The following is a 16886-nucleotide window of genomic DNA, read 5'->3' as shown; positions in this document are numbered from 1 at the left end:
GCAGACGCCCGCCGCCCGCTGACACATGTCCCGGTGAAGTTCTGCCTCAGACTGATTTCTTCGTCCTCCACGCTCGTCGCGCGGATGGAAATGCGGGCCCCATCCAGTTCCAGCGCGGCCTTTGCGACAGGAGAATGGGGATTTGTCTGAAACGTCCTCCAATACATTTACGGAAGGCCCACTGGGGCCGATCTACGCAAAAACGGCGCTGCCGATCATCTTTGTGATGGGGATGAACGGTCTTCTTGCCGTGTGCGATGCGCTCTTTCTGGGGCATTTTGTCGGCCCGGATGCGCTTGCCGCCGTCACGCTGATGTTTCCCGTCTACATGCTCATCGTCGCAATGGCGACGCTGGTCGCAAGCGGCATGTCCAGCCTGCTTGCCCGCCACCTCGGTGCATCCTCGATGGATGATGCGCAGGCGGTGTTCGCAGGCGCGCATGGTCTCGCCCTTCTTCTGGGCGGTGTCCTCATCCTCCTGTTCCTGCTCTTCGGTGCTCCGGTTGCGCTGCTTGCCGCGGGCGGCTCGGTTCCTCTGGCCGAGATGGGGCTCGTCTATCTGCGGATCACGGTGTTCTGTTCGCCGCTTCTGTTCATCCTCTCGGTCAATTCCGACGCTCTGCGCAATGAGGGGCTCATCAACCTCATGGCGGGCATGAGCCTTCTGGTGTCCGTCGCGAATATCGGTTTCAACTATCTGTTCATCGCCATTTTGGAGATGGGGGTTGCCGGTTCCGCCTATGGCACGGCGATGGCGCAGGCGCTGGCTTTCGTCATCATTCTGGCGTTTCGGCTGCGCGGACGCACGCAACTGCGTCCCAGCGTTCTGCTGCGCCACCGGCTCGATACGGCCTGGACGCGCATCCTGGCGCTCGGCGCCCCCCAGAGCCTCAACTTCATGGGGCTGGCGCTCGGGTCTGCGGCGATCATCATCGCCCTGCAATGGGTGAACGCGCCCGGTTACGGCGATACGGTGTCCGCCTATGGCATCATCACGCGGGTGATGACCTTCTGCTTCCTGCCGCTTCTGGGGTTGAGCCACGCGATGCAGACGATCACCGGCAACAATTACGGCGCGCGCGACTGGGCGCGTTCCGACCGGAGCCTGCGCATCGCCGTTGTCACGGCCTTCGTCTACGCGCTGGTGGTCCAGTCCTTGCTGACCGTCTTTGCCGCGGACATCGGACGAGGCTTCGTTGATGATCCGGCTGTGGTCTCGGAGGTTGAGCGCGTTCTTCCGATCATGGTGGCGCTGCTCTTTGCCGGCGGGCCGCTGATGATGATTGCGATGCATTTTCAGGCCATCGGCGACGCCAGTCGCGCCGCACTGCTTGGTCTGTCAAAGCCCTATCTGTTCGGCATCCCGCTCACCTTTATCCTTGCCGACATGGTGGGTGAGCGCGGCATCTGGATGGCCGGGCCCGTTGCGGAACTGCTCCTGTTCTGTCTGACACTGATCGTTCTCTTCCGCACGGCGCGCACGCGCTCTCTGAAATGGGGCCTGTTTCAGGCCGGTGCAGCGGAGCAGGCATGATGAACCAGATCCCGACCATGGCGGAAGCCAAGGCGCTCGCAAAGAAACTGCGGGCGCATCTGGAGAGCCAGGGACGTGCAACGTCTCATGCGCAGGCTCTGGAAACGGTCGCGCATCAGCATGGCTATCGCGACTGGAACACGTTCTGCGCGGTGATTTCCGCCCGTGAGGAAGACCCGTGGGAGCCTGGCATGCGCGTGCAGGGGGCCTATCTGGCCCAACCCTTCAAGGGCAGCATCATCGCCAAGATGAAGCAGGGGCCGGGCTGGTTCAGGCTGGTGCTCGATCTGGACGAGCCCGTCGATGTGGTGATGTTTGAAGGCTTCTCCAACTACCGCAGGCGCATTCGCGGCATTGTGGGTCCGGATGGTCATTCCAGAGAACGCACATCCAACGGCGTTCCGCATCTGCGCGTCGAAGCCGAAAAATAGGCAGAAGCTTCTCCGTCCCTGAGAGAGGAGCAACGGCTCAAAGAAAAAGCCCCGCCAGTCTGGCGGGGCTTTTTTTGAATGTCGAACAATCAGCGCTTGGCGATCGGAACGTAGTCGCGGTGCGTTGCGCCCGTGTAGAGCTGACGCGGACGGCCGATCTTCTGCTTCGGATCCTCGATCATTTCCTTCCACTGGGCGATCCAGCCGACGGTGCGCGCGAGCGCGAAGAGCACCGTGAACATGGTGGTGGGGAAGCCCAGCGCCTTCAGCGTGATGCCGGAGTAGAAGTCGATGTTCGGGTAGAGCTTCTTCTCGATGAAGTACTCGTCCGTCAGGGCGATGCGCTCCAGCTCCATGGCGATGTCGAGCTGCGGATCGTCCTTGATGCCCAGTTCGCTTAACACCTCATGGCAGGTCTTCTGCATGATCTTGGCGCGCGGATCGTAGTTCTTGTAGACCCGGTGACCGAAGCCCATGAGACGGAACGGATCGCTCTTGTCCTTGGCGCGGTCGATATATTCGGGGATACGGTCAACGGAGCCGATTTCGTCGAGCATGTTGAGCGCGGCTTCGTTCGCGCCGCCATGGGCAGGGCCCCAGAGGCAGGCGATGCCGGCAGCGATACAGGCAAACGGGTTTGCGCCCGAAGAACCGGCCAGACGCACCGTCGAGGTGGAGGCGTTCTGCTCGTGATCGGCATGGAGGATGAAGATCCGCTCCATGGCGCGGGCCAGAACCGGGTTCACCTTGTAGTCTTCGCACGGCACCGAGAAGCACATGTGCAGGAAGTTGGCCGCGTAACCGAGATCGTTCTTCGGGTAAACGAAAGGCTGGCCGACATGGTACTTGTACGCCATGGCCGCGATGGTCGGCATTTTGGCGATCATGCGCAGGCTGGCGACCATGCGCTGATGCGGATCGGAGATGTCGGTGGAGTCGTGATAGAAGGCAGACATCGCGCCGACAACGCCGCACATAACGGCCATCGGGTGCGCATCACGGCGGAAGCCGGTGAAGAAGCGGTTCATCTGCTCATGCACCATGGTGTGGTGCGTCACGCGGTAATCGAAGTCTGCTTTTTCCGTCTTCGTCGGAAGCTCGCCGTAGAGCAGGAGGTAGCAGGTTTCCAGAAAGTCGCCGTGCTCAGCGAGCTGTTCGATGGGGTAGCCGCGGTGCAGCAGAATGCCTTCATCGCCATCGATATAGGTGATCTTCGATTCGCAGCTTGCGGTCGACGTGAAGCCGGGATCGTAGGTGAACAGTCCGGTGTCTTTGTAAAGCGAGGCGATGTTGACCACATCCGGGCCCACGCTGCCCTTCAATACCTCGAATTCGTGCCCTTCTTCCTGGCCGCCAATTTCCAGCTTCGCAGTTGGTTTGGTCATCGCAATCACCTCTCACTTCAAGGAACTTGGCGCCAGAAATCTGTCGCCCAAAATAATGGCTGGCGGTCGAGCGCGCGAAATAGCTAACGCATTTCCCCCGTGGTGCCAAGCGCGTGCAGCATGCAAATATTGCAGTGCAGCACGCACTCGGTGATCAAACCCGTTCCGCAAGCCAGGTCCTTTGCGGGACGAAGCTAGGCAGCCTGATCGCTGATACGCGCCAAACTCTCCTCGCGCCCAAGAACGGAGAGAACATCGAAGATGCCTGGCGATGTGGTGCGCCCGGTGAGCGCTGCCCTGAGGGGTTGGGCGACTTTGCCAAGCTTGCGTTCGGTCTGCTCCGCGAATTTGCGGACAGCTGCTTCGATGTTCGCAAGGGTCCAATCGCCGACATTTTGCAATACGGGAAGAATTTCCGCAAGAAGCTGACGCGCATTCTCATCGAGAAGCTGCTGTGCCTTCTCATCGAAGGAGAGTGGCCTCTGATCGAAGATAAACGCTGCACTTTCAACGAGTTCAGTCAGTGTCTTCGCACGCTCCTTAAGGCCGGGAAGGGCGGCAAGAAGCTGCGCCTTGCGCTGCTCGTCCAGCGCGGAAAGAAGCGCTTCGCCACCTTCAAGATGCGGCAATGTGTCTATCAGTCGGGAAAGCAGCTCTTCATCGGCCATCTGGCGCATGTGAACGCCGTTCAGCGCCTCCAGTTTCTGGAAGTCGAAGCGTGCAGCGCCCTTGTTCACATCGGTGATGTCGAACCAGCGAATCATGTCCTCATCCGACATGATTTCGTCATCGCCATGGCTCCAGCCAAGGCGGGCCAGATAATTGCGCAGTGCCGAAGGCAGGTAGCCCATGGCGCGGTACGCCTCGACGCCGAGCGCGCCATGACGCTTGGAAAGTTTTGCGCCATCGGCGCCATGAATGAGCGGAATATGCGCCATCACCGGCACGTCCCAGCCCATGGCCTTGTAGATCACCGTCTGGCGCGCAGCGTTGGTCAGATGGTCATCGCCACGGATGATGTGGGTCACGCCCATGTCGTGATCGTCGACCACCACGGCATGCATATAGGTCGGCGAACCGTCGGAGCGCAGGATGATGAAATCGTCCAGATCCTTGTTCGGGAAGCGCACCGTGCCCTGCACCTGGTCTTCGACGACCGTCTCGCCTTCCTGCGGGGTCTTGATGCGAATGACGGGCTTCACGCCTTCAGGCGCTTGGGAAGCATCGCGGTCGCGCCAGGTGCCGTCATAGCGCGGCGGGCGTCCCTCTGCGCGCGCCTTTTCGCGCATCGCCTCCAGCTCTTCGGGAGAGCTGTAGCAGTAATAGGCTTCGCCCTTGGCCACCAGTTCCTCGGCCACCGCGCGGTGCCGGTCTGCGCGGGCAAACTGGGAAATCGGCTCGCCGTCGCAGTCGAGGCCCAGCCAGGCAAGGCCGTCGAGGATCGCGGCGGTTGCGGCTTCGGTGGAGCGCTGACGGTCGGTGTCCTCGATGCGCAGAAGCATCTTGCCGCCCGTATGCTGCGCATAAAGCCAGTTGAAGAGCGCCGTGCGTGCCCCGCCGATGTGCAGGTAGCCGGTGGGTGAGGGCGCAAAGCGCGTGACGACGGGTTTTGTCATGGGGTCTTTCCCGGGAATTGTCGCGGTCTCCCGGCCCGCAAGGGGTAGGTGATACCGCAGGTGGCATTCGACTGGCAGTCATGTAGCATACAACGCTCGGGGCGCAAGCATTGCACGGGGGACCACGCCATGGGGGGCGAGGTGGCATCGGCGCGCGCCGATGAACGCATGCAGTTCACCGACACAGAGCCGGCTCCCGTCGCAGTGGACAGTTGCGGCCCTGCGCCTGCCATTGAGGCGCGCGCGCTTCGCTCTTATGAGGCGCGTAAGATCCCGAGCCATGGCGCCAGGCCCGTTGCGGCAGGAATCCGCTTCGCCATCGCGCAGGAAGTGGCGCGGGGCACGATTTTTCTATGGCTTCCGGTCCTTCTGGGCAGCGGGGCGCTCATCTATTTCGCCCTGCCGGTCGAACCGCCGGCCTATGCACTGGTCAGCGGGCTGGCGCTCTGTGTTCTGGCAGCGCATCTGGCCGGCGCAAAGGCCCGGCTGCGCCTTGCCCTTCTGGCCGGTCTCGTCGTGCTTCTGGGGCTCGTGGCCGCAAAGGTGGAGACCTGGCGCGCCAGCACGCCCATGGTCGGCTCCGACATCACCACACGCATCACCGGGCGCGTGCTCAAGGTCGAGCATCGCGCCGATGGCCGGTTCCGCCTGACCATCGATATTCTGTCCACGGCACGCCCGCAGCTGCGCTATGCGCCGGAGCGCGCGCGGCTTTCCGCCCGCACGATCCCGCCAGACCTGAAACCCGGCGAGGGTCTGAGCGGGCTTGTCCGGCTCATGTCGCCTTCAGGTCCGGTGCGCCCCCATGCCTATGATTTCTCGTTCGAGAGCTATTTTGACCGCCTTGGCGCAGTCGGTTTCTTCATGCGGGAGCCGGCGCGCATCGCCCTTGATCACCCTGTCGGGCTGCTGCAGCGGCTTGCCGCCCGCCTGCAGGCGGTGCGCGAAGCGCTTGCCGCCCGGCTGCGCGAGAAAATCGGCGGCGCGGAGGGCAATGTCGCCGCGGCACTCATCACCGGCCTGCGCAGCGGCATTCCGGAAGAGGTCAATGAGGATCTGCGCCGGGCCGGGCTCGCGCATGTGCTGGCGATCTCGGGCCTGCACATGGCGCTCGCAGCCTTCACCATCATCGGCGCGGCGCGGCTGGGCTTTGCGCTCTTTCCCGGTTTCTCCTCAAGGCACCCGGTCCGCAAATATGCGGCCGGCGCAGCACTTATGGTCTGCTTCCTCTACCTTTTCATTTCCGGAGCGGGCGTGGCCGCGCAGCGCAGCTTTCTCATGCTGGCCGTCATGCTTCTGGCGCTTCTGTTCGACCGCGCCGCGCTCACCATGCGCAATCTGGCCATCGCTGCGCTGGTGGTGATTGCGGTTTCGCCGCATGAGGTGGTCGGTCCGGGGTTTCAGATGTCCTTTGCTGCGACGGCGGCGCTCATTGCCGGCTATGCGGCCTGGAACCGACGTCGTGAAAGGGCATTCGGACGCAACTCAGCCGGGATCGAACCTTCGGGCGCGCGCCGGCTTTTCCGCCTTGTTCTGGTCTATGTGGGCGGTCTGGCGCTCACTTCGCTGATCGCGGGTGTGGCGACCACGCTCTATGGCGTCTGGCATTTCCAGCGCGCATCGCCACTGGCGCTTGGGGCCAATCTCGCGGCCATGCCCGTCGTCTCTCTTGTCGTCATGCCATCGGCGGTCGCGGCCATGGCCACGATGCCCTTCAATCTCGATGGCTGGGCGCTTGCCCTCATGGGGCGGGGCATCTCGACAGTCATGGCTATCGCGCATTGGTTCTCTGAGCGCACGCCATTCGATGCGACGGGAGCGATCCCGCTTTCAGCCACACTGAGCCTGAGCTGCGCGCTGGCCATTCTCACCCTCACAACCACCCGCTTGTGGCTGGCGGCTGTTCCGTTCCTGCTGGCGGGCGGCGTGCTTCTGGCAAACCACGATCTGCCCGACATGTTCGTTTCTGAAGATGCGCGGCTGGTCGCGGTCCAGATCGGGGACGACACGCTCGCCGTCAACCGCGCGCGCCCCAACGGGTTTTCTATCGAGAACTGGTTGCGCGCAGCGGGCGCGGGAATGGTGCGCAAGCCCGCCGGTTCGAAAGGCGCGTCGCTGGCCGACCTTCTCGCGGATCAGAGCGTCGGCCGTTTCCTGTGTAATCAATCGATCTGCGTTCTGCGGCATCCAGAGGGTATGCGGATCGCGCATGTGAAAAAGTCGGACGATGCCGCGACCGTGCGGCGCAGCATCATCGCTCTTTGCGCATCGGTCGATCTTGTCGTGGTGAATGATCCAACGCTTGATCGGCATTGCAGTGAAGATGGCGCGCGCATCATCACGGCGCGCGATCTTGCGCGTCGCGGCAGCGCCGAAGTCCGCTTTTCAGAAGGCGCCGGGATGCCGCACATCGCCTTCGCGATCCGCGAGCCATACCGGCCCTGGCATGAACACCGGCAATACTCACGGGCATCGAGAGGGCTTGGCCCCTACAGGCGTAAAGACAAAGAATGAGCGGCGCACCATCGTTCGCATAATCAATGAAAACAGATAGATACGCCGCTATATTGACTCTCTACATGCGCTTTCGCGTGCGGCCTGAAGCGAGATCAGCCGACAAGGCCCATGAAGGCTTTTGCAGCATGCGGGGCGCGGATCTTTCCTTCATGAATGAAGTAGACGAACACATCGCGCGGTTTTTTCTCCGGCGTGAAGCCGGGGTCAACAATCGGCAAATCGTCTGGCTGTCCGCCTTCGGCCCATTGTTCTGCGCGTCTGGCCCAGCCCTCCAGTTCGGCGGGCGGATAGGCCGTGGGCACATCGTCCTCGCCACGCTGGAGGCGCGCATAGACGAAGTCACCCGTCACATCGGCAATCTCGGGATAGGTGTTGTGGTGGGCGTAGCAGATGGCCGCGCCATATTTGCGAACCAGCTGCGGGAATTCAGGCATGCAGAAGGAATCGTGCCGCACTTCAAGAACGTGCCGCAGCGCGATGCCGTCACGCTCAGCCGGCAACAGTTTCAGGAACCCTTCGAAATCTTCCGGGTCGAACGTCTTCGTGGGCGCGAACTGCCAGACGAGCGGGCCGAGCTTGTCACCCATTTCCGTGATGCCGGAACCCAGAAATTTCTCAAGAGAAGCAGAGGCTTCCGAAAGAACCTTGCGGTTCGTCACGAAGCGGTTCCCTTTGAGTGAAAAGACAAAACCATCCGGGGCCTCATCCGCCCATTTGGCATAGGTGGCCGGCTTCTGGCTGCCGTAATAGGTGCCGTTCACTTCGATGGTCGGCACCTGTCGCGCCGCATATTCCAGCTGCCGCTTCTTCGGGAGGTCGTCCGGATAGAACGTGCCTTCCCAGGGCTGAAACGTCCAGCCGCCCATGCCGGCGCGAATGGTGCCTTCGCTCATCGTCTCACTCCGCTGCCTGGGCTTTGCCGGCTGGCCGGCGCTCCAGAAGTTCTTTCAGGAATTTGCCCGTGTAGCTGCGCGGCTCGGCCATCACATCGTCGATGGAGCCGCAGGCCACGAGCTCGCCGCCACCATCACCGCCTTCGGGGCCGAGGTCCAGAATCCAGTCGGCAGTCTTGATGACTTCGAGATTGTGCTCGATCACCACCACCGTGTTGCCCTGGTCCACCAGCTCGTGCAGCACTTCAAGCAGCTTGGCCACATCGTGGAAATGCAGACCCGTGGTGGGCTCGTCCAGAATGTAGAGCGTGCGCCCGGTTGCCCGTTTGGAGAGTTCCTTGGCGAGCTTGATGCGCTGCGCCTCACCACCGGAAAGCGTGGTCGCCTGCTGGCCGATATGGATATAGCCGAGCCCCACGCGCGAGAGCGTGACGAGCTTGTCGCGCACGGCCGGAACGGCGGAGAAGAACTCCACGCCTTCATCCACCGTCATCTCGAGCACGTCGGCAATCGACTTGCCCTTGAAGGTAACGTCGAGCGTCTCGCGGTTGTAGCGCTTGCCGTGGCAGACGTCGCAGGTCACATAGACATCCGGCAGGAAGTGCATTTCGATCTTGATGACGCCATCGCCCTGACAGGCCTCGCAGCGCCCGCCCTTCACATTGAAGGAGAAGCGACCCGGCTGATAGCCGCGCGCCTTGGCCTCGGGCAGGCCCGCGAACCAGTCGCGGATCGGCGTGAACGCGCCTGTATAGGTGGCCGGGTTGGAGCGCGGCGTGCGGCCGATGGGCGACTGGTCGATGTCGATGACCTTGTCGAGATGCTCAAGCCCTTCGAGCCGGTCGTGATCGGCCGGTTGCTCGCGCGACCCCATGATGCGGCGCGATGCGGCCTTGAACAGCGTCTCGATCAGAAGCGTGGACTTTCCGCCGCCAGAAACGCCGGTGACGCAGGCAAAAGTGCCAAGCGGCACATCCGCCGTCACGTTTTTCAGATTGTTGCCGCGCGCGCCCACGACGCGAATGCGCCGCTTCTTGGAGATTTCGCGGCGCTGTTCCGGCATCGGGATTGCCATTTCGCCGGTGAGATATTTGCCGGTGATCGAGGCCGGATTGGCCATGATCTCCTGCGGCGTGCCTTCAGCGATGATCTGTCCGCCATGAACACCGGCTGCCGGGCCGATATCGACCACATAGTCGGCGGTCAGAATGGCGTCCTCGTCGTGCTCCACCACGATCACCGTGTTGCCGAGATCGCGCAGATGTCTGAGCGTCGCCAGCAGGCGGTCATTGTCGCGCTGGTGCAGGCCGATAGAGGGTTCGTCCAGCACGTAGAGCACGCCTGTCAGGCCGGAACCGATCTGCGAGGCCAGACGAATGCGCTGGCTTTCGCCGCCCGACAGCGTGCCCGAATTGCGCGACAGGGTGAGATATTCGAGCCCGACATCGTTGAGGAAGCGCAGCCGCTCGCGGATCTCCTTGAGGATGCGCACCGCGATTTCGTTCTGCTTGTCGTTCAGATGCTCCGGCAGTTCCTCGAACCATGCGCCGGCCTTGCTGATCGACATGCCCGTGACCTGGCCGATATGCAGGCCGTCGATCTTGACGGCGAGCGCCTCGGGTTTGAGCCGGTGTCCATCGCAGGCGGGGCAGGGATGGGCCGACATGTAGCGCTCGATCTCCTCGCGCATCCAGGCCGATTCCGTCTCCTTCCAGCGCCGCTGAAGATTGACCACGACACCCTCGAAAGGCTTGGTGGTGCGGTAGCTGCGCAGGCCGTCATCGTAGTCGAAGACGATTTTCCTGTCGCCGGTGCCGTTCAGGATCGCGTCCTTGCCGTCGTCCGGCAGATCGCGCCAGCGGTCGCCCACCTTGAAGCCGAATTCGCGGCCAAGCGCTTCCAGCGTCTGCAGATAATAGGGCGACGTGGATTTGGCCCAGGGCGCGATGGCGCCTTCGCGCAGGATCGCATTGTCGTCCGGCACCACGAGATTGGGGTCGATGGCGCGCTGGCTGCCCAGACCGTCACAGGTGGGGCAGGCGCCGGCCGGATTGTTGAACGAGAAGAGACGCGGCTCGATCTCCGGAATGGTGAAGCCGGAGACCGGGCAGGCGAATTTTTCGGAGAAAACGATGCGCTCATGCGTCTCGTTTTTCGATTTGTTTGCGCCGCCGCCCTTGGCGGTCGCGCCTTCTGAAAGAGGTTTGTCGGCAAACTCGGCGACAGCCAGCCCCTCGGCGAGCTTCAGGCAGGTTTCGAGCGAATCCGCCAGGCGCGTCGCCAGATCTTCACGCACCACGACGCGGTCCACCACCACATCGATGTCGTGCTTGTACTTCTTGTCGAGGGCGGGAACATCGGCGATCTCGTAGAAGGTGCCGTCCACCTTTACCCGCTGAAAACCCTTCTTCTGAAGCTCGGCCATCTCCTTGCGGTATTCGCCTTTGCGCCCGCGCACGATGGGGGCGAGAATGTAAAGGCGGGTGCCTTCCTCCAGCGCCATAACCCGGTCGACCATCTGGCTCACGGTCTGGCTTTCGATGGGGAGGCCGGTCGCAGGCGAATAGGGCACGCCCACACGCGCGAAGAGAAGGCGCATATAGTCGTAGATCTCCGTCACCGTGCCGACGGTGGAGCGGGGATTTTTCGACGTGGTCTTCTGCTCGATGGAAATGGCCGGCGAAAGCCCGTCGATCTGGTCGACATCCGGCTTCTGCATCATTTCCAGGAACTGGCGCGCATAGGCCGAAAGGCTTTCGACATAGCGCCGCTGACCTTCGGCATAGATCGTGTCGAAGGCGAGCGAAGACTTGCCCGAGCCCGACAGGCCGGTCATGACGATCAGCTTTTCGCGCGGAAGGTCGAGATCGACATTCTTGAGATTGTGCTCGCGCGCGCCGCGAATGGTGATGGACTTGTGTTCTGGCATGCCCCGTCGCTGCCTGTCTCATTTATCTGGTGTGGCCGGCAGCATGCCGGACCATGCTTCATGTAGGAAACGCGCCGCAAATGTCGATGGGCCGCGCGGCCCGCTGACAGACGAGGGCGTTTCGACGTTGCGGGGGTTGTCCCTCGTTTTAAAAAAAAGAGCAAGGGAAAAGAACAAATATCGAACACGCTCCTGACACGATCGTCCTGCGCCGGGCTGGCTCTCGTGAGCATCCGTTACAGATGATCACAATTTCGCCCGCGCCGCCGCATCGCCTTGACCGCCATTAACCAAAGGCGCAGTATCATTTTCGTCAGTGCTCGTGGCTGTTGGCCGCCCTTGAAACCGCGCCGGTGGGCGCTTCGGGCGCGCATGGTTGCTTGAGCACGCTGACACCGAGCAAAGCCTCGTAACGCGAAGAAGGAGGGAGGCATGACTCCACCTGACCGACGCATCGGGCTTCGCCTATTGCGCGAAGCCACAGCTGGCTGATCGGTCCCGAGCGCATAACCGTCTCGTACGATCATGCGTTCCCGACGCGGTCCATGGCGATTGAGGACACTGCACTGCAGAACCTTCTTCGTCGGCAGGCACGACAACGCTGGCGGCTGGCTGCCCCACGAAAATCTAATCTTTATGAAGACAGGGACGGTGAAACCCGTCCTGCCTGATGATTACCGGTAAACCACTCCCGGTACGGAGGGTCAGAAGACCCGAAGCCCCGCGCGCTCGAAACAATGCGGCGGGGCTTTTCCTTTTTCTCTGTTCCTTTTTCTGTTGCGCCTTTCTGCGCGCCCCGGAAGGGGCTCATTGACAGGCATCCCGCCAAGTGCGAACATAAGAAGAACAAATGAGCTGTGGACGAGACCGGAGCAGGGGCAGCGGGAGAGCGCGCGCCAGCCCCGCTTGCGATAAAGTGCGCGGCAGATTTCGGATAAGCGTGGAGAAGCGTTATGGCGGGCAGCGTCAACAAGGTCATTCTGGTGGGAAATCTGGGTGCAGACCCGGAAATCCGCCGGCTCAACTCCGGTGATCCGGTGGTCAACATCCGCATCGCGACCTCGGAAACCTGGCGTGATCGCCAGTCCGGCGAGCGGCGCGAGCGCACCGAGTGGCACAATGTCGTGATCTTCAACGACAATCTTGCCAAGGTGGCGGAACAGTATCTGAAGAAGGGCGCCAAGGTTTACGTCGAGGGCCAGCTCCAGACGCGCAAATGGACCGACCAGAACGGTCAGGACCGCTACACGACGGAAATCGTTCTGCAGAAGTTCCGTGGCGAACTGCAGATGCTCGACACGCGCGGGCAGGGCGGTGACAACCAGGTCGGTTATGGCGGCGGCGGTGGTCGCAGCTCCGATTTCGGCCAGTCCGGTCCCGCCGATACCGGTGGCAGCAGCGGCGGCGGCGGTGGCGGTTACTCGCAGAACCTCGACGACGAAATTCCGTTCTGAGACGGAACAATCGCATGAAAAAGCCCGGCAGAGCCGCTTCGACCGCACCGTGTCTGAGCAGGCCTGCCGGGCTTTTCTTTTTTGCGGTGGCGACGGCCCTTGCGCCATCGCCGGTGAATGCCGGTGAAGCGGATGTTGTCGCGGTCGAAATCATTGCTGACGGTGATGGAGCCCATCGCTTCGACGTGACGGTCGAGCATGGGGACGAGGGCTGGGATCACTATGCAGACCGCTCGGATGTGTTGGATGACGCTGGCAAGGTCATCGCCTCTCGAACGCTTCTTCACCCACATGTGAATGAACAGCCTTTTACGCGCAGCCTTTCAGGTGTCGCGCTGCCCGAGGGGCTCGGTCATGTGACTGTACGTGCGCATGACACCGTGCACGGGCTTGGCGGTCGCATCATGCGCGTCGCAATCCCCGGGCGCGAAGGCGAGGGCGGTTAATGCCTGCTCTCTACAGCGCAGCGGGCTGACATTGCGCAGAATGGCAAGCCGGGCTGGCGCGGTGTGCTGACGACGATCCACCGGATTTCGCAGCACTTCTGGCTGTAACCATCGGGTGCGAAGCACTCACCCAAGCATCAGCACACGGCAGCGATCGCCTTCTTCAGCTGCCGGCGAGCCGGGCTCGCGCACGATCAGCGCATTGGATGCGGCCAGCGTGGTCAGCATGGAGGAATCCTGCAGCGTGAACGGCGTGGCGATCAGCCCTTCGGAACCGGGCGCCACCGAGGCGCGAACATAGTCGCGGCGTTCATCGTTTGCCCGCAGCGCCTTTGCCAGAACAGCCGAGCGCAGATCCGGCGCGTAGCTGCGCTGGCCAAGCCGGGCAATGAGCGGACGCAGAAACAGATGCGCGCAGACGAGGCTGGAAACCGGGTTGCCAGGCAGGCCAAGCACACGCATGTCACCCAGCCGCCCGAACATCAGCGGTTTGCCGGGGCGCATGGCGATTTTCCAGAAATCAAGCGACATGCCCGCATCGAGCAGCGCCTGCCGCACCAGGTCGCGCGCACCGACCGAAGCGCCGCCAAGCGTCACCAGAACATGCGCACCGGCGGCAGCGGCCCTGCGCACCGCGTCGGAGATCGCGGCGCTGTCGTCGGGGATGATGCCGAGATCGAGAATGCGCGCGCCTTCCCTGCGCGCCAGAGCGCCGATGGCAAAGCCGTTGGATGCAACGATCTGGTCCGGGCCACAGGGCTCGCCCGGCCGCACCAGCTCGTCGCCCGTGGCGATCACCGCCACCAGCGGGCGCTGCGTCACATCAAGCGTTGCATGGCCTGCCGCAGCCGCCAGCCCTATTCCCGCAGGTCCGAGCCGGCGTCCCTGTTCGAGAACGCTGTCGCCCTTTTGAAAATCGAGCCCTGCGCGGCGGATATGGCGTCCGGCAGCGACGGTATCGGTCGCCTCGATCCGGCCATCGTCCAGAATGTCCGCATTTTCCTGAATGAGTATCGTGTCCGCGCCTTCGGGCACCGGCGCGCCGGTGAAGATCCGCACGGTTTCGCCGTCGGCCACTGCGCCGTGATACCGGCTGCCCGCGGCAGATTCTCCAATAAGCTTTAGCGGCATTGCGCGCGGCGTCGCCACATTGGCGGCGCGCACGGCATAGCCGTCCATGGCCGAAGCGTCGAAGGGCGGCTGTGTGCGGGTGGCTGCGAGGGGCGCTGCCAGAACGCGACCGTCGGCCTCTTCAATGGGCACTGTTTCGCCGGGTAGTGCTTTCACGCCCTCGAGAATGCGCTCCAGCGCTTCATCCACCGGCAAAAGGCTCATGGTCAGTTCTCCGCTACGCGCCAGTGGCCGGATTTTCCACCCGTCTTCTCAAGAAGGCGGATGCCGTCGAGCACCATGCCCTTGTCCAGCGCCTTGGCCATGTCATAGATCGTCAGGCAGGCAACCGAGGCAGCGGTAAGCGCTTCCATCTCCACGCCCGTCTGTCCCGTCACGCGCACACGCGCCATCACCCTGAGCCCCGGCAGTTCGTGGTCGGGCTCGATGTCCACCACCACTTTCGAGAGCGCCAGCGGGTGGCAAAGGGGAATGAGATCATGCGTCTTCTTGGCGGCCATGATGCCTGCGATGCGCGCGGTTGCCAGAACGTCGCCCTTCTTGGCGTTGCCCGCCAGAATGGCCTCCAGCGTTTCCGCCTTCATCACCACGGCGCCTTCCGCCAGCGCTTCCCGGCTGGTTTCCTGCTTGCCGCTCACATCGACCATATGCGCTTCGCCGGAAGCGCCGATATGGGTCAGGCCTGCCGCTTTCTCGCTCATCGGCTCAGCCCGCAAGTTTGGCGGCGTCGAGCCCCAGAAGCGTGCGCGTGGCAGCGGTCACATCATCCTGCCGCATCAGGCTTTCGCCCACCAGGAACGTGTTCATGCCCGCACGCGCCAGCCGCCGGCAGTCGTCATTGGTGAAGATGCCGCTCTCGCCGATCACCAGGCGGTCTTCGGGCACACGCGGGGCCAGCCGCTCACTTGTTTCAAGACTTGTCTCGAAGGTGCGCAGGTCGCGATTGTTGATGCCGATCAGCCTCGAGGAAAGCTCCAGCGCGCGTTCCAGCTCGCGCTCGTCATGCACCTCGATCAGTGAATCCATGCCCAGTTCCAGCGCCGTTTCTTCAAGCGCGCGGGCTTCGTCATCCGTCAGGCTCGCCATGATGATCAAGATCGCATCCGCACCCCAGCTGCGGGCCTCGTAGACCTGATAGGGCTCGAACAGGAAATCCTTGCGCAGCGCCGGCAGGCCGCAGGCGGCGCGCGCCTGTTCCAGATAGGCGGGCGCCCCCTGAAAGGACGGACCGTCGGTCAGAACCGAAAGGCAGGCCGCTCCGCCATCCTCATAGGCTGCCGCCAGTCGCGGCGGGTCGAAATCCGCACGAATCAGGCCGCGCGAGGGGCTCGCCTTCTTGATCTCGGCGATCAGGCCGAAGCGCCCGCGCTCCTGCCTGGACAACAGCGCATCACCGAAGCCACGCGGCGCTTCCACGTCGCGGGCGCGCGCCACCAGTTCAGGCAGCGGGCAGGCCGTCTTCGCGGCGGCGATTTCCTCGCGCTTGTAGGCCTCGATTTTGCGGAGAATGTCAGTCGTCATCGCTGTTCGTGCCCCTGTTGGAAACTTCGATGAGGCGTTCCAGCGTTGCCAGAGCCTGTCCGCGGTCGAGCGACTCCGCCGCCAGTTTGATGCCGTCTTTCAGGGTCTTGGCGCGTCCGGCCACGACCAGCGCAGCGCCGGAATTCAGAACCGAGATGTCGCGATAGGCGTTCTTTTCGCCTTCGAGAACGGCCCTGAGCGCGCGCGCATTGTAGTCTGCCTCGCCGCCCTTCAGGTCGGCCATGGTCACGCGCTTGAGGCCAACATCCTCCGGCGTGATCTCGAAATGGCGGATCTGGCCGTCTTCGAGCGCGGCGACCTGCGTGGTTCCGGCGGTGGTCAGTTCGTCAAGACCCGCGCCATGCACCACCCAGGCGGTTTCCGTTCCAAGCTGCTTCAGCACCTCGGCAATCGGTCCCACCCATTCCGGCGCAAAAACGCCGATGAGCTGGCGGCGCACGCCAGCCGGGTTGGACAGGGGGCCAAGCAGGTTGAAGATCGTCCGCGTGCCAAGCTCAACCCGCGACGGGCCCACATGGCGCATGGCGGAGTGATGTGCCGGCGCAAACATGAAGCCGAGGCCGGCTTCGCGGATGCAGTCCGCGATCTCGTTTGGCCCAAGCTCGATATTGATGCCGAGAGCCGCCAGCGTGTCGGCAGCGCCCGAGCGCGAGGAGAGCGCCCGGTTGCCGTGTTTGGCGACGGGAACGCCGGCGCCCGCCACGATAAAGGCCGAGCAGGTGGACACATTGTAGGAGCCGGAGGCGTCGCCGCCCGTGCCGACGATGTCCACGGCATCTTCCGGCGCGGTGACTGTCAGCATCTTGTCGCGCATGGTGGCGACTGCGCCCGAGATTTCCTCAACGGTCTCGCCACGCACCCGCAGCGCCATCAGAAAACCGCCGATCTGGCTCGGTGTCGCATTGCCCGACATCATGATGTCGAACGCCTCGCGCGCATCGTCAAAACTCAGCGGCTCGCCCGAGGCTGCCTTGGCGATATAGGTTTTGAATGCCTTCATCGTCGGCC

The 16886-nt window shown here is 62.9% G+C and carries 13 protein-coding genes; 5 read left to right on the top strand and 8 right to left on the bottom strand.

Annotated elements, in window-relative coordinates; all coding sequences use genetic code 11:
* Window positions 1–142: 142 nt before the first annotated feature.
* Together ACRTG1_RS15245 and ACRTG1_RS15240 are read left to right on the top strand one after the other, a co-directional pair.
* A complete protein-coding gene (locus tag ACRTG1_RS15245) occupies window positions 143–1534 on the top strand; it encodes an MATE family efflux transporter (RefSeq protein WP_432516508.1) in 1392 nt (463 codons plus the stop codon).
* Window positions 1531–1965, top strand: coding sequence for a glyoxalase superfamily protein (locus ACRTG1_RS15240; RefSeq protein WP_432516507.1), 435 nt, complete (start codon window positions 1531–1533; stop codon window positions 1963–1965). Before ACRTG1_RS15245 ends, ACRTG1_RS15240 begins: the two co-directional genes overlap by 4 nt.
* A gap of 89 nt (window positions 1966–2054) precedes the next feature.
* On the opposite strand, the gene gltA is transcribed toward ACRTG1_RS15240, so the two are convergent.
* On the bottom strand, window positions 2055–3350 hold the full coding sequence (gltA, locus tag ACRTG1_RS15235) for a citrate synthase (protein WP_113155150.1): 1296 nt from the start codon (window positions 3348–3350) through the stop codon (window positions 2055–2057).
* Window positions 3351–3544: 194 nt separating this feature from the next.
* Entirely contained in the window at window positions 3545–4966 is a 1422-nt protein-coding gene (gene gltX, locus ACRTG1_RS15230; protein ID WP_432516506.1) for a glutamate--tRNA ligase, read from the bottom strand.
* A 129-nt stretch (window positions 4967–5095) separates the two neighbouring features.
* On the opposite strand from gltX, the gene ACRTG1_RS15225 reads away from it, so the two are divergent.
* Complete coding sequence (locus ACRTG1_RS15225) at window positions 5096–7480, top strand: ComEC/Rec2 family competence protein (RefSeq protein ID WP_432516505.1); 2385 nt, start codon at window positions 5096–5098, stop codon at window positions 7478–7480.
* 95 nt (window positions 7481–7575) lie between these two features.
* Here ACRTG1_RS15225 and ACRTG1_RS15220 read toward each other — a convergent pair whose 3' ends face one another.
* A complete protein-coding gene (locus ACRTG1_RS15220; RefSeq protein WP_432516504.1) occupies window positions 7576–8376 on the bottom strand; it encodes a DUF72 domain-containing protein in 801 nt (266 codons plus the stop codon).
* 4 nt (window positions 8377–8380) lie between these two features.
* Window positions 8381–11305, bottom strand: coding sequence for an excinuclease ABC subunit UvrA (gene uvrA / locus ACRTG1_RS15215; RefSeq protein WP_432516503.1), 2925 nt, complete (start codon window positions 11303–11305; stop codon window positions 8381–8383).
* Window positions 11306–12258: 953 nt separating this feature from the next.
* Here uvrA and ACRTG1_RS15210 point away from each other — a divergent pair.
* Both ACRTG1_RS15210 and ACRTG1_RS15205 read left to right on the top strand, forming a co-directional pair.
* Complete coding sequence (locus tag ACRTG1_RS15210) at window positions 12259–12759, top strand: single-stranded DNA-binding protein (RefSeq protein WP_113155155.1); 501 nt, start codon at window positions 12259–12261, stop codon at window positions 12757–12759.
* 14 nt (window positions 12760–12773) lie between these two features.
* Window positions 12774–13205, top strand: a complete 432-nt coding sequence (locus ACRTG1_RS15205) for a hypothetical protein (protein WP_432516502.1) — start codon at window positions 12774–12776, stop codon at window positions 13203–13205.
* A gap of 126 nt (window positions 13206–13331) precedes the next feature.
* Here the strand turns inward: ACRTG1_RS15205 and ACRTG1_RS15200 are convergent, their stop codons facing one another.
* Genes ACRTG1_RS15200 through trpD form a run of 4 tightly spaced genes read right to left on the bottom strand, consistent with a single transcriptional unit; the run spans window position 13332 to window position 16878 of the window.
* The gene (locus ACRTG1_RS15200; protein WP_432516501.1) at window positions 13332–14540 is read right to left on the bottom strand and encodes a molybdopterin molybdotransferase MoeA; all 1209 of its coding nucleotides are present in this window, start codon (window positions 14538–14540) and stop codon (window positions 13332–13334) included.
* 2 nt (window positions 14541–14542) lie between these two features.
* Window positions 14543–15037, bottom strand: coding sequence for a cyclic pyranopterin monophosphate synthase MoaC (gene moaC, locus ACRTG1_RS15195; RefSeq protein ID WP_283800499.1), 495 nt, complete (start codon window positions 15035–15037; stop codon window positions 14543–14545).
* 4 nt (window positions 15038–15041) lie between these two features.
* Window positions 15042–15857 carry an indole-3-glycerol phosphate synthase TrpC gene (trpC, locus tag ACRTG1_RS15190; RefSeq protein WP_206993417.1) on the bottom strand — a complete coding sequence of 272 codons (816 nt, stop codon included), beginning with the start codon at window positions 15855–15857 and terminating at the stop codon, window positions 15042–15044.
* Window positions 15847–16878: an anthranilate phosphoribosyltransferase gene (gene trpD / locus ACRTG1_RS15185; RefSeq protein WP_113155159.1), complete on the bottom strand. Its 1032-nt coding sequence runs from the start codon at window positions 16876–16878 to the stop codon at window positions 15847–15849. Before trpD ends, trpC begins: the two co-directional genes overlap by 11 nt.
* Window positions 16879–16886: the final 8 nt, after the last annotated feature.

Origin of the sequence: Nitratireductor sp. PBL-C9 (assembly GCF_050877045.1) — a bacterium.
Taxonomy (GTDB): Bacteria; Pseudomonadota; Alphaproteobacteria; order Rhizobiales; family Rhizobiaceae; genus Nitratireductor; species Nitratireductor aquimarinus.
The sequence above is the reverse complement of the archived record's forward strand: the minus strand, read 5'-3'. Positions and strand labels throughout refer to the sequence as shown.